The sequence below is a fragment of the uncultured Sphingomonas sp. genome, assembly GCF_936927845.1.
Taxonomy (GTDB): Bacteria; Pseudomonadota; Alphaproteobacteria; order Sphingomonadales; family Sphingomonadaceae; genus Sphingomonas.
Window position 1 is genome coordinate 1 of the sequence record NZ_CAKZHV010000010.1, and the last position, 12592, is coordinate 12592.

Below are 12592 nucleotides of genomic sequence, written 5' to 3' on the forward strand. Positions count from 1 at the left end.
TGACGGTCATCCGCCGGCGCCGGCCGCCTTCCGGTCGCTCGATGAGAACCTCCTGCCGGCTCTTGGACATATCGATAGCTACCAGCACGGCGCCGGCAGGCGTAGAGGTGAGCTTGGTCATGGTCGGTCAGCCTCCAAAGTGTTGTCTCGACAACCTCACTTTAGATACCTGCTGACCGGTCATGGCTTGCCCTGATGAAGCCTGCGGCCGCTACGCGGCCTTGTCTTCATCAGGGCCATAGCGGCTCCCAAACCAGCGCTTCCCAATGTGCTATGGCACCGAACTGACCAGTCATGCCGTGCTCGCCTGGTGTCAGGACACCGGCGTCGAGTGGCATTACATTGCGCCCGGCAAGCCGCAGCAGAACGGCTTTGTGGAATCGTTCAATGGTCGCTTACGCGACGAATGTCTGAACGAGCACCTGTTCCCCTCGCTGCCTGCGGCGAGACGGATCATCGAGGCATGGCGGACGGACTACAACACCGTGCGTCCGCACAGCAGCCTCGGCGGCATGGCACCCGCCGAGTTTACCGACCGCCCGCGCCACGGGCACGAGGACACCGAAGCTAACTTATTAGCGGCCTGAAAATGGGGAGCACGTCACGGTCATCTCGGCATAGGCTCCAATAACTGTCGCGATGTTCCTCGCGTCGCCAGCGGCGTCGCTCGGCACTACGTTCGGGCGCAGGATCGACCATGCCGAGCCACCCGCATCCGCACGGGGTCGCAATTCATCCTATCGGTTTGAGTAATAGTTCGAGGCGATCGGGCACAGATCGGCCCCGTGGTCCGGCTTGTAAGCGGCGTACATGAGATAGATGGTGTCGTTTGCGTTCCCCGATGTGGCTTGAGTCCGATTGTAACGTTGGTATGGCGGCGCTTTCGCACCCCGACTGAGCGAGCATCCTCATCTATATGGGGCAAGCCAAGCCCCGCCGGATCAGCGATGCCAGTGCGCCCGCTTCGTGGTCTTGCCGATGCCGGGGTTCATGCAGTTGCACGGGTCAAGTGCGCGGTAATGGTCAGTCAGCGCCGGCTTCGCGTGATAAAGGTGGCCGACATTATGCTCAGCGGGATATTCCGCGCCGCGCGCGTCGAGCAGCGCCCACATTGCCTCCTCGACCGCGATGGGGTCATGGCCCTTGGCAATGACGTAATCCTGATGCAGCACATGGCAGAAGAAGTGGCCGTAATAGAGCTTGTGCAGGATGTGCCCCTCGATCGCGGGGGGCAGCGTCTCGAACCAGTCGCGGTCGTTGCGGCGCAGAGCGATGTCGAGCGCGACGATGTCCTCCACCGTATCGGGATGCACCTCGCGATAGCGGATCGCCGCGCCCGCCGCCGCGAAACGGTGCAGGAACGCCTTGGCGCCCTCGTCGGGCGTGCATTCGAACGCATCGCCGGTCACGCTGGGGAACTTGCCGTTCAGATAGGCGCGCGTCTCCGCGATGCCGTCACCCGAGGTGCGCAGCATCAGATGATGTTCGAACCGGTCGCGATAGTCGACCATCCGCCTGGGCAGGTGGCTGGGAAACAGGCGAGAGCCCGCCTGCATGACCCGGTCGCTGAGGTGACGGGGCAGGATCTTCAGCTTCGCGGCCAGCGCGTCGACCCGTGCCTTCATCGCGAACATCGCGGGCAGCCGGTCGGTGCCCAGATGGCGGATCGCGAGGAAGGTGTCCTTGCCATAGACCGCCGCGATATCGAACGCATCGCGGTGCATATACTCGGCCGAAACGGGCAGGGTGGTGAACCCGCCGAGCATGTCACGGCGCAGGTCCTCCAGCTCGGCCGGATCATTGGTGCCGATATAGAAGACGGCGCTGTCTGCATCGCGCGCGAAGGTGTCGAGCCGTGCGGCGAGCAGCATCACCTTGCCCGCGCTGCCCGACGCCTCGAACAGTCGGCCGGGATCGGCATTGAACCGCGCCGGCGTGGCGGCATCGATCTGGCGCACATGATCGGCATAGCGATGGTCGGAGGCGGCGCGCGCCGGATCATGCGCGATGTCTGTGGGGGTGAAGGCTCCGCGCTCCACCCGGTCGAGGATCGTCTCGGGATCGCCGCCCAGCGCGATGCCGAGATGGTTGACCAGTTGCAGCCGTCCTGCCTCGTCCACCCGGGCGAACAGCGCCAATTCGGTATAGGCCGGCCCGCGCCGGATCAGCGCGCCGCCCGAATTGTTGCAGATGCCGCCGAACACCGATGCGCCGATGCACGACGATCCGATCACCGAATGCGGCTCCCGCCCGATCGGGGCCAGCGCGCGTTCCAGATCGTAGAGCGTCGTGCCTGGCAGGCACACCACCTGTCGCCCCTCGTCGATCAGATGCAGCCCGGTGACGCGCATCGTGTTGATGATGACGAGCGGGCGATCGTAATCGTCGCCGTCCGGGGTCGATCCGCCGGTCAGCCCGGTATTGGCCGCCTGCATGATGACCGCCGCGCCCGCCGCGATGCAGGCCTGCAACACCCGCCATTGCTCGACCAGCGTGGCGGGGCGGACCACCGCCGCGACGGGGCCGTTGCCGAAGCGCATGCCGGTGCGGAAACGCAGCGTGCGCGCCGGGTCGGTCAGCACCTCGGCCTCGCCGACGATCGCGGCGAGGGCGGCGACCAGCGCGGCGTTCAGGGAATCATCGCTCATGCCACCAGGGCTCCCCGGTCGAGGTCCGCGATCGATTTCGCTCCGGTCAGCGCCATGGCGACGCGCACCTCGGCGGCGAACAGATTCAGCAATTCGCTCACCCCGGCCTCTCCGGCCGCCGCCAGCGCATAGATGAAGGCGCGGCCGATCATCACCGTGTCCGCGCCCAGCGCCAGCATCCGCACCACGTCGAGCCCCGAGCGGATGCCGGAATCGGCCAGGATCTTGAGCGATCCCGAAACCGCATCGGCGATGGCGGGCAGCGCACGGGCGCTGGACAGCACGCCGTCGAGCTGGCGCCCGCCATGGTTGGACACCACGATCCCGTCCGCGCCGAACCGCACCGCGTCGCGGGCGTCGCCCTCGTCAAGGATGCCCTTGATGACCATCGATCCCTTCCAGAAGTCGCGGATCCATTCCAGATCGCGCCACGAGATGGATGGATCGAAATTAGCGCCCAGCCAGCCGATATAATCCTCCAGCGCGGTCGGATGGCCGCGATAGGCGGAGATATTGCCCAAATCGTGCGGCCGCCCGCGCAGTCCCACATTCCACGCCCAATGCGGATGGGTCATCGCCTGCGCCACGCGGCGCACCGGCGCGCCGGGCCCCGACATGCCCGAATGGCGGTCGCGATAGCGTGAGCCGGGCACCGGCATGTCGACGGTGAAGATCAGCGTCTGCACCCCCGCCGCCTGTGCGCGTTCGAGCGCGTCGCGCATGAAGCCGCGATCCTTCAGCACGTAAAGCTGGAACCAGATCGGCGCGGACGAAGCCGCCTGCACCTCGGCGATAGAACAGACCGAGACGGTGGAGAGTGTGAAGGGCACGCCCGCCTTGGCCGCCGCACGCGCCGCCTGTGTCTCGCCACGCCGGGCATACATGCCGGTCAATCCGACAGGGGCCAGCACCACCGGCATCGCCAGCTTGCGTCCGAACAGCTCGGTATCGAGATGCAGGTCGGCCACATCGCGCAGCACGCGCTGGCGCAGCGCGATGCCCGACAGATCCTCGACGTTGCGGCGCAGCGTGTGCTCGGCATTGGCCCCGCCGTCGATATAGTCGAACAGGAACCGGGGCAGGCGACGGCGCGCAGCCTCGCGGAAGTCGGTGGGGGCGGAGATGATCACGGGCGATGCTCCTGTAACCTGGTCATGGAAGAGTGAAGCGCCTCGGCGCGTGCCATCCGCGCGTGTTCCTCGTCGACGCTGCGGATCGTCGCCTCGATAAAGCCGATATGGTCGTCGGAGGCGTCGCGCGCGCTCTCGGCATCGCCGGCGAGGATCGCTTCCATCAGGCGGGAATGCTGTTCGGACAGATGCTCGCGGGTGCGCGGCACGGTATAGAGCTTGCCGAGGCTTTCGGAGATGCTGGCGCGCAGCAGGCCGAACATGCTCGACATCACCGAATGCAGCACCGCGTTGTGCGAGGCCTGCGCGATCGCGAGGTGGAAGGCGGCGTCGGCCTGTGCCTCCACCGCCGGATCGCCTTCGGCATGGCTGGCCTGCATCGCATCGAAGGCGTGGCGGATCAGGTCGCGATCCCCCGGCCGGGCGCGTAGCGCGGCGTGATAGGCGGCCTGTCGCTCCAGTCCCATCCGCGTTTCCAGCACGTCGCGGGCATAGCCGGGATCGCTCGCCAGCAGCGCGCCGAGTGGGGCGGCGATGGTCGATTGCGCCCATTGCCCGGCCGCAGGGGTGGCAATCACGCTGCCCCGTTTGCCGATCGTCAGGCGACCCTGCGCGCTCAGCCGCAGGATCGCCTCGCGCAAACTGCCCCGCGAGGTGCCCAGCCGCTCGGCCAGCGCGCGTTCGGACGGAATGCGCTGGCCGGGCATCAGCCGCTGTTCGGCGATCAGCGCCTCGATCGACTCGACCAGCCGGTCGACGACGCGGCTGGCGGGTTCGGCGGGGGGAAGGGATGCCATTGCGACTCCTTTGGTTGGACCATGATCGGGTCCACCAGACGGAGGTGTAACTGCGCCTCGTCTTCGAGGCCATCAATATGGTTTAGCCCAAAATTATTTACGGTAGGACCAAGCTGCTATATTGCGCTAGTCCAAGCGCGCGATGGCGCAGGATCGCGGCTTCCCCGGCGGTGCGACGAAGCGCGGCGATGGCGGCGCGCTCCTGCGGCGAGGCGCGGCGGCGGTGGAAGGATGCCTTGGGATCGTGCAGCGCGATCTCGGCCGCGACGCTGGCCAGTCCAGCGGCCCGGCGTGCCTCCTCCATCTCGGCAGGGGGGCGGTCGTCGCGCACCGACTGCGCATAACGTTGGTTGGCGTCGATCCCCGCCTGGATCAGCTCGCGCAGGGTGGCGCCGCGCTCGGGCCACAGCCACAGCGCCGCGAGCAGGGCCGCGATGCTGCCGATCACATTGTCCAGCATCCGGGCCGAGGCGATCCCCGCGCCCGGTTGCAGCGTTTCGGTGACGATTACGAACAGCATCGTCAGGAAGATGACGAACACGGTGTAGTTCACCGCGCGCAACGGAATGGCGATCGTCGCCAGTGCGATGGCAATTCCGACCAGTGCGGGCGGTGCGGCAACGAACGGCAGCAGCAACAGGGTGATCCCGCCGCCCAGCAGACTGCCGACGATCCGCTCCACCGCGCGCGTCCAGGTGACCCTTGCTTCACCGCGCAGCACCACGACGACCGCCATCGCCGCCCAATAGGGATAGCCGAGGTGAAAGCTGATCGCGGCATAATAGACCGCGACCAGCCCCGCCGCCTGTCGTGCAGCGGCGCGCGCGGCGCGGTACAGCGGCGCGATGGGCCGCAAGGGGGAGGGGGCGGGCGGCTCGGCCGGTTGCGACAGTTGCGCCCCGGCCTGCAAGATCGCGGTGAGGCATCCGATCGCAACCGGATCGGCCAGCCGGTCTCGGCTACGCGATAGACGGGCCATCAGCCGGTCGGGCAGGGCATCATCGGTCGGGCCTTGCCGCACCCGCTCGCGCCAGCTTAGCAGCACGGCGCGCGTGCTTCGTGCAACGACCGCCATTTCCTCCTCGGGCATGGTGCGGTCGATCCCCGCCTGATCCAGCGCGATCAGCGCGCCGAAGATCGCCTCCGCCACCTCCAGGTCGCGCCACACGCTCGCGACGCGGGCCGGATCGTCGGCATAGCGGGCGAGTAGCGTGCGGAGCCGCTCGATTCCCAGTCGCACCGATCGGCGATGCGCGCCATGCCGGTGCGGATCGCCGTCACCCAGACCCTCGATCATGTCGAGCATCCGCAGGATTGCCGCATCGGTTAACCGTCGTAGCGGTAGCGCCGGATCGAACCGCCACAGGAAATTGATGAGCAGATAGGCCCAGGCCGACCCTACAACGAAGGCCGCCGCCTGCATCGCGGCAAGGTCGATCGGCTTGAGATAACCGACCGCGACCACCGCGACCACCGCCAGCAACGTGCCCAGCCCATCGCCCCAGGCGATCCGCGATCCGCCCAGCACCGCCAGGAAGACCAATGCCGGCCCGGTCAGCATAGCCGCGTCGGGAGAAACGCCGGGATAGAACCCCGCATAAAGATGGGTTACCCACGATCCGACAAGCGCCACGACTCCACCGCCCAGCACGAATAGCCCCAGCAACCGCCGTCGCAGCCGGTCCGGCGCGGGCATGTCGCACAGGCATGTCCAGAACGCGGCGAACACCGCCCATCCCCATGCGGGGCGGTGGGCCAGCACCGCGACCAGCAACGGCACCCCGACCGCCAGCGCGGCGCGAAGCCCTTCGGACAGGTCGTAATGCTCGGGCGCCAGGTCGATCGAACGCAGTTCCAGCCGCCGCGCGGTCGATCGCATGAGGCGCGACCCGCTCAGACGCGATCCACGGCGCGGCGTCAGTGGCCTTCCTGTCGTGGGAAAGAGTTTCGATACCGCATCTTCAAGCCCGACCATGCCCCAGCGTCCTGCGTCCGCCGTGATGGCGGGTTCCCCGATGATGGAATGAAATCGATAGCGGAAAGAGGATGGCAAGTCATCGAATAATTAGCTATCGAACTATTCATGTCTTCCAACGCTCCCGACTCCACTGCTATCGTCCAACGCCGATTGGGATCGCTGCTGATCCAGTTCGCGCGCCGCTATCGCCGTCATCTCGACCGTGAGCTGACCGATCTGCCGGTGTCGCAGACCGGAGGGCTGGCGGTGATGATGCTCGGGCGGATGGATGATGGCGTGCGCCAGGGCGTGCTGGCCGAGAAGCTGGGGGTCGAGGCACCGACGATCGTGCCGCTGATCGACGATATGGAGCGGGGCGGGCTGGTCCGGCGCGAGGTCGATCCCGCCGACCGCCGCGCGCGCAAGGTGCATTTGACCGAGGCGGGGCGCGACATGGCGGTGCTGGCCGAGGTGCGCGTGGCGCAGGTGCGCGAGGAGCTGTTCGACGGGATCGCCCCGTCGGACCTGCAAATCGCGCTGGACGTGCTGGAGCGGCTTCAGGCGCGGGTCGACGACCTGGAACGCCGCGACGATCCGGTGTGCTGAACGGCTATCCGTCGGTCCGGGCGGCGATCTTCTCGGTAAACAGCTATATTGCGGCGATGCTGTCGCTGCTGATCGCGTTCGCCATCAGCCTGGACCGCCCCTTCTGGGCGCTCACCACCGTCTATATCACCAGTCAGCCGCTAAGCGGCGCGGTACGGTCCAAGGCGGTATACCGGCTGGTCGGCACGCTGGTCGGCGCGGTGGTGGCGGTGGCGCTGGTCCCCGCCTTTGTCGACATGCCGATGCTGCTGTCGCTGCTGCTGGCCGCTTGGGTCGGCGGGTGCCTGTTCGTGTCGCTGCTCGATCGGACGCCGCGTTCCTATATGTTTATGCTGAGCGGCTACACGGCGGCGATCATCGGCTTTTCCAGCGTCGCCGCGCCCGAGGTGGTGTTCACCATCGCCATATCGCGCGCGCAGGAGATCGGCATTGGCGTGCTGTGCGCGGCGGTGGTCCATGCGGTGGTCTTTCCCAGCAGCGTCACCGATGCGCTGGCGGGGCGGGTGGCGGCGATGATGGCGGACATGCGCGCCTGGATCAGCGACAGCATGGCCGAGGAAGCGCCCGCCCGGCTGGACCGCGAACGCCAGCGGTTGCTCACCGACCTGTCCGAGCTGCACGGGCTGGCGACGCATGTGCCGTTCGACACCGGCCCGGCGCGCTCGACCCGCGCATTGCTGGGCACGTTGCAGGACCGGATGGTGTCGGTCCTGCCGCTGATCACCGCGATCGAGGATCGCTGTCGCCAGCTGAGCGAGGCGGACGCGCTGACCGGGGAGGTGCGCGTGTTGCTGGCCGATATCCGCGCCTGGATCGCCGCCCCGGACGAAGAAGCGCGCGCCGCGCTGCTCGAACGCTGTACCGTGATGCTGGGAGGTGAGGGCGGCGGCGACTGGGCGGGGCTGTTGCGGATCAACCTGCTGGTGCGGCTGCGCGACCTGATCGTCTTGTGGGAGGCGACCGACCGGCTCGCGGCGCAGCTGGTCGCCCCCGACCGGGCGCGGGGCAAGGCGCTGGCGCCGCTGCTGAAGGAGCGGGTCGCGCGACCGCTGCACCGCGATTACGGGTTGGCGCTGTCCTCTGGGCTGGCGGCGGTCGCGGCGATCCTGGGGTGCTGCCTGTTCTGGATCGCCACCGCCTGGCCCGACGGAGCGGGGGCCGCGACGATGGTGGCGATCATCTGTTGCGTGTTCGCGACGATGGACGATCCCGTGCCCGCACAGCGCAGCTTCCTGATCTGGACGCTGGTCGGCGTGCCGGTCGCTGCGGCCTATCTGTTCGTCGTCTTGCCGCAGAACCATGATTTCGTGACGCTGGCGCTTGCGCTGGCCCCGATGCTGCTGGTGGTGGGCGCGTTGATGACGGTGCCGCGCTGGAGTGGCCGGATGATGCCGCTGATCCTGACCGTGCCGGGCAGCCTGTCGCTCGACAATCGCTTCAGCTTCGATGCGGCGCGGTTCCTGAACGCCACGGTCGGGTTGCTGGTGGCGGTGGTGATGGCGATCACCGCGACACGACTGCTGCGCTCGATCGCGGCGGGCACGGCGATCCACCGCATCCGCGTAGCGGGGTGGCGCGACCTCGCACGGCTGGCACGCGGCACCGACGCGCGCGAGGCGGCGGCGTGGCGCAGCCGGATGCTCGACCGCGCCGGGCTGGTCGCCGCGCGGCTGAGCGGGGCGGGGGCCGAGGATCGTGGACAGGCGCTGGCGGTGCTGGGCGAATTACGCGTGGGCATGAGCGTGATTGATCTGGAGCGGATCGAACAGGATGCGGCGGGCCTCGACCTGTTGCGCCTGCGCGACGACATCGCCCGCCACTATCGCAACCGCGTCCGCCAGCCCGACAAACAGCCCGACGAACTGCTGCGGCATGATCTGGACGCGGCGATCGGACGCGCTGCCACGTTGGAGGGGATTGCGGTGCGGCAGGAATTGCTGGCGGTGCTGACCGGATTGCGCCGCAATTTCTTTGGCGCCGCGCCCGCTTGGCGGCATTCGGGGATCGCGGCATGATGCGCGAAATCGCCATTGCCGGGGTCTTTGTCCACCCGCTGCTGATCGCCGCGATCATCGCCTTTCCGCTAGCGGAGGCGATCGCCTGGCTGCTCGGGCGGGCCGACCTGTATCACTTCGTCTGGCATCGCGGCCTGTTCGACATCGCCATGACCGCCATCCTGTGGTGCGGCATTGCCAGCATCATGGCGGGCACCTCCCCCTTTTCCCTGTTGCAATGGCCCCTATGAACCGGCTTCTCATCCTTCGCGTCACGGTCACCTTGCTTTTGGTGGTCGCCGCCATCCTGCTCTGCCATGCGTTGTGGCAGCGTTACGAGCAGGCCCCCTGGACCCGCGACGGGCGCGTCCAGGCCGATATCGTCCAGATCGCCCCCGACGTCGCCGGGCCGATCGCACGTGTGTTCGTGAAGGATGACCAGCAGGTGACGGTGGGCACCCCCCTGTTCGAGATCGACCAGAAACGCTTCCGCCTGGCGGTGGCGCGGGCCGAGGCGGCGCTGGCCGCGCAAACGACGCAGGCGGCACAGGCCCGGCGCGAACTGGCCCGCGACCGTGCACTCGGCGAGCTGGTCGCGGCCGAGCAGCGCGAACAGTCGCTCGACAAGCTCGAACGGCTGGAAAGCGCGGTGGCGGAGGCGCGGGTGGCGCTGGACAGCGCGCGGCTCGACCTGCAACGCTCGGTGGTGCGATCCGCGGTCGACGGCACGGTCAGCAATTTCGACTTGCGCCCCGGCGACTATGCAGTGGCGGGCCATGCGGTGCTGGCGATCGTCGACAAGGCCTCGCTGCGCATCACCGCCTATTTCGAGGAGACGAAGCTGCCGCGCGTCCATGTCGGCGATCCGGTTCGTGCGCGGCTGATGGGCGAACAGGGCTATATCCTCGGCCATGTGACCAGCATCGCCAGCGGCATCGAGGATCGCGAGCGGCGGGCGGGCGCGAACATGCTGGCCGACGTCAACCCGACCTTCACCTGGGTCCGGCTGGCGCAGCGCATTCCGGTGCGCGTCGCGATCGACCGGGTGCCGCGCGGGCTGGCGCTGATCGCCGGGCGTACCGCGACGGTCGAGGTGATGCCACGGGCCGATCAGCCGTCGGTGGCGGGAGCGGCCCAGTGAGGAGCCTCTTGCGTTCGATACCGCTGGCCTCCCTGCTGCTGGCGGGGTGCACCACGGTCGGCCCCGACTATGTCCGCCCCGACAAGGCGGTGATCGCCAGGCCCTCCGCCACCGGCAGCTTCGTCGGCTCGAACGAGCGGGCCTTCGCCCCCGGCCCGATGCCCGATCACTGGTGGAAGCTGTATGACGATCCCCGGCTGGATGCGCTGATCGAGCAGGGGATGCGCAACAACACTGACCTGCGCGTGGCGGTGGCTAATCTGGCCCGAGCCCGCGCCGCGCTAGACCGGACCGAGGACGGGCGAAGCGTTCAAACCGATATCCAGGCATCGCCCGGGATCGCGCGCCCCTCGCCCGAGGGCGAGTTAATGCCCAACACCAATTTCCCGCCCTTCCTCCTCTATTCGGCGGGGCTGGGCGTATCCTATCAGCTCGACCTGTTCGGACAGGTACGCCGCGCGGTCGAGGCGGCCGGGGCCGATCTGGCAGCGGTGCAGGCGGCGCAGGACAATGTCCGCGTCACCGTCGCAGCGGGGATCGTCAGCGCCTATGTCGAGGCCTGTTCGGCGGGCGAGGATCTGGAGGTCGCCGACCATGCGCTGGCGGTGCAACAGCAGGAATCGACGTCGACTGGACGGATGATCCGCGCCGGACGTGGCATCCCGACCGAACTGACCCGCTCCCGCGCGCAGGAGGCGCAGGTACGCGCCGCGATCCCCGGCATGGTCGCGGCGCGGCAGGTCGCGCTCTATCGGCTGGCGACGCTGACCGGCCGTCCCCCGGCGGAGTTCGACCGCGACGTGGCGACCTGTCACGAGATACCGCGTGTGACGCGGCCGATCCCGGTCGGCGACGGCGCCGCGCTGTTGCAGCGGCGGCCGGACGTGCGGGGGGCGGAATGGGAATTGCGCGCCGCGACCGCGCGGATCGGGGTGACGACCGCCAATCTTTATCCGCAGGTCAACCTGGGCGCATCGGTCGGCTCGACCGGCTTGGACAGCCATGTCCTGTCGGGCGACACGCTGAAGTTCTCGCTCGGCCCCCTAATCTCGTGGCAATTCCCCAATCGACGGCGGGTGCGCGCCTCGATCGCCGATGCGCAGGCTCAGGCCGACGCCGCCTATGCCCGGTTCGACGGCACCGTGCTGACTGCGCTGCGCGAGGTGGAGAGCGCGCTCACCGTCTATGCCCGCGACCTCGATTCCCACGCCGCGCTGGTCGAGGCGCAGCAGCAGACGGCGCGCGCGGCAAGCGATGCGGACACGTTGTATCGGCGCGGGCGCACCGGTTTCCTCCCCCGGCTGGATGCGCAGCGCTCGATCGTCGCGGCCGACCGTGCCGTGTCGCAGTCCAAGGCGCGGCTGGCGGCCGATCAGGTGCGGCTATTTCTGGCGCTGGGTGGTGGATGGGGGTGATGCGGCGAGTGGACGTTCCACCTGTATTTAGCCCCTCCGAACGTGCTTTTGAACAGGTGCTTTCCGCCCACTTCACAAAAGCAATCCCAATGAATGCTCCTCCCGATGGCACTTCTTGGTTGGGAATTTAATGCCCCAGTAGCCACTCCATGGCGGGAGCTCGATCATCGAACAGTCCGTAAGATGGTGCCGCTCGCCGCGCTTGCAGCTTGAGCAAGCCGGAGGCCAATACAACGGCAATCCGGCGTGATCCGATTTGCGGATCGTTCGCCATCTGCGTCAGGCTGACGTGCTCCCCAAAGCTCTACCAGTTATAACTGGAGTCCGGGGTTGGTATGGTGCCCCTCGGGGCGGGGTTGCGCAACCCGCCTGGCAGGATCGGCGGGCGTCAGCCCGCCAACACCACTATGCGGCCGCACATGGTTGTAGTCGTCGCGCCAGAGCCTCAGCACCGAGCGGGCATGGCCGAGCGACACGAACAGCGTCTCGTTGAGGCACTCGTCGCGCAGGCGGCCGTTGAAGCTCTCGACGTAGCCGTTCTGGTGCGGCTTGGCCGGCGCGATGTAGTGCCACTCGATAGGGCGCTCCTGCGTCCATCTCAGGATCGCCAGGCTGGTCAGCTCGGTGCCGTAGCACATTGGGAAGCGCTGGTTCGGGAGCCGCTATGGCCCTGATGAAGACAAGGCCGCGTAGCGGCCGCAGACTTCATCAGGGCAAGCCATGGCCGGTCAGCAGGTATCTAAAGTGAGGTTGTCGAGACAACACTTTGGAGGCCGACCGACCATGACCAAGCTCACCTCTACGCCTGCCGGCGCCGTGCTGGTAGCCATCGACATGTCCAAGAGCCGACAGGAGGTTCTCATCGAGCGACCGGAAGGCGGCCGGCGCCGGCGGATGACCGTCA

Annotated in this window: 9 protein-coding genes and 4 pseudogenes; 7 read left to right on the forward strand and 6 right to left on the reverse strand. The window is 67.7% G+C overall.

Going from position 1 to position 12592, the window contains the following annotated elements:
* Positions 1-121, reverse strand: a pseudogene (locus tag Q0579_RS02195) (IS110 family transposase); the annotation flags it as partial.
* 154 nt (positions 122-275) lie between these two features.
* Between Q0579_RS02195 and Q0579_RS02200 the strand changes: the two are divergent.
* Positions 276-587 (forward strand): annotated as a pseudogene (locus tag Q0579_RS02200) (integrase core domain-containing protein); the annotation flags it as partial.
* A gap of 354 nt (positions 588-941) precedes the next feature.
* Here the strand turns inward: Q0579_RS02200 and dld are convergent.
* The 4 genes from dld to Q0579_RS02220 all read right to left on the reverse strand — a co-directional run bounded on the left by dld (position 942) and on the right by Q0579_RS02220 (position 6454).
* Positions 942-2648, reverse strand: a complete 1707-nt coding sequence (gene dld / locus Q0579_RS02205) for a D-lactate dehydrogenase (RefSeq protein WP_298808668.1) — start codon at positions 2646-2648, stop codon at positions 942-944.
* Entirely contained in the window at positions 2645-3778 is a 1134-nt protein-coding gene (lldD, locus tag Q0579_RS02210; protein WP_298808670.1) for an FMN-dependent L-lactate dehydrogenase LldD, read from the reverse strand. The genes dld and lldD overlap by 4 nt, the downstream gene beginning before the upstream one ends.
* A complete protein-coding gene (locus Q0579_RS02215; protein ID WP_298808672.1) occupies positions 3775-4575 on the reverse strand; it encodes an FCD domain-containing protein in 801 nt (266 codons plus the stop codon). Before Q0579_RS02215 ends, lldD begins: the two co-directional genes overlap by 4 nt.
* Positions 4576-4672: 97 nt before the next feature.
* A complete protein-coding gene (locus tag Q0579_RS02220) occupies positions 4673-6454 on the reverse strand; it encodes an FUSC family protein (protein ID WP_298808674.1) in 1782 nt (593 codons plus the stop codon).
* A 204-nt stretch (positions 6455-6658) separates the two neighbouring features.
* Between Q0579_RS02220 and Q0579_RS02225 the strand changes: the two genes are divergently transcribed.
* From Q0579_RS02225 to Q0579_RS02245, 5 genes are read left to right on the forward strand one after another with little or no spacing between them, the layout of a single operon-like run.
* On the forward strand, positions 6659-7138 hold the full coding sequence (locus tag Q0579_RS02225; protein WP_298808676.1) for a MarR family transcriptional regulator: 480 nt from the start codon (positions 6659-6661) through the stop codon (positions 7136-7138).
* On the forward strand, positions 7132-9153 hold the full coding sequence (locus tag Q0579_RS02230; RefSeq protein WP_298808681.1) for an FUSC family protein: 2022 nt from the start codon (positions 7132-7134) through the stop codon (positions 9151-9153). Before Q0579_RS02225 ends, Q0579_RS02230 begins: the two co-directional genes overlap by 7 nt.
* Positions 9150-9383, forward strand: coding sequence for a DUF1656 domain-containing protein (locus Q0579_RS02235; RefSeq protein WP_298808684.1), 234 nt, complete (start codon positions 9150-9152; stop codon positions 9381-9383). The genes Q0579_RS02230 and Q0579_RS02235 overlap by 4 nt, the downstream gene beginning before the upstream one ends.
* Complete coding sequence (locus tag Q0579_RS02240; protein ID WP_298808687.1) at positions 9380-10273, forward strand: HlyD family secretion protein; 894 nt, start codon at positions 9380-9382, stop codon at positions 10271-10273. The genes Q0579_RS02235 and Q0579_RS02240 overlap by 4 nt, the downstream gene beginning before the upstream one ends.
* Positions 10274-10281: 8 nt before the next feature.
* Complete coding sequence (locus tag Q0579_RS02245; protein ID WP_298808689.1) at positions 10282-11688, forward strand: efflux transporter outer membrane subunit; 1407 nt, start codon at positions 10282-10284, stop codon at positions 11686-11688.
* A gap of 311 nt (positions 11689-11999) precedes the next feature.
* Here Q0579_RS02245 and Q0579_RS02250 read toward each other — a convergent pair.
* Positions 12000-12317, reverse strand: a pseudogene (locus tag Q0579_RS02250) (transposase); the annotation flags it as partial.
* A gap of 154 nt (positions 12318-12471) precedes the next feature.
* Between Q0579_RS02250 and Q0579_RS02255 the strand changes: the two are divergent.
* Positions 12472-12592, forward strand: a pseudogene (locus Q0579_RS02255) (IS110 family transposase); the annotation flags it as partial.

Coding starts and splice junctions, on each gene's coding strand:
- Q0579_RS02225 (WP_298808676.1), top strand. CDS start 6,659: ATGTCTTCCAACGCTCCCGACTCCACTGCTATCGTCCAACGCCGATTG.
- dld (WP_298808668.1), bottom strand. CDS start 2,648: ATGAGCGATGATTCCCTGAACGCCGCGCTGGTCGCCGCCCTCGCCGCG.
- Q0579_RS02215 (WP_298808672.1), bottom strand. CDS start 4,575: ATGGCATCCCTTCCCCCCGCCGAACCCGCCAGCCGCGTCGTCGACCGG.
- Q0579_RS02240 (WP_298808687.1), top strand. CDS start 9,380: ATGAACCGGCTTCTCATCCTTCGCGTCACGGTCACCTTGCTTTTGGTG.
- Q0579_RS02235 (WP_298808684.1), top strand. CDS start 9,150: ATGATGCGCGAAATCGCCATTGCCGGGGTCTTTGTCCACCCGCTGCTG.
- Q0579_RS02220 (WP_298808674.1), bottom strand. CDS start 6,454: ATGCGATCGACCGCGCGGCGGCTGGAACTGCGTTCGATCGACCTGGCG.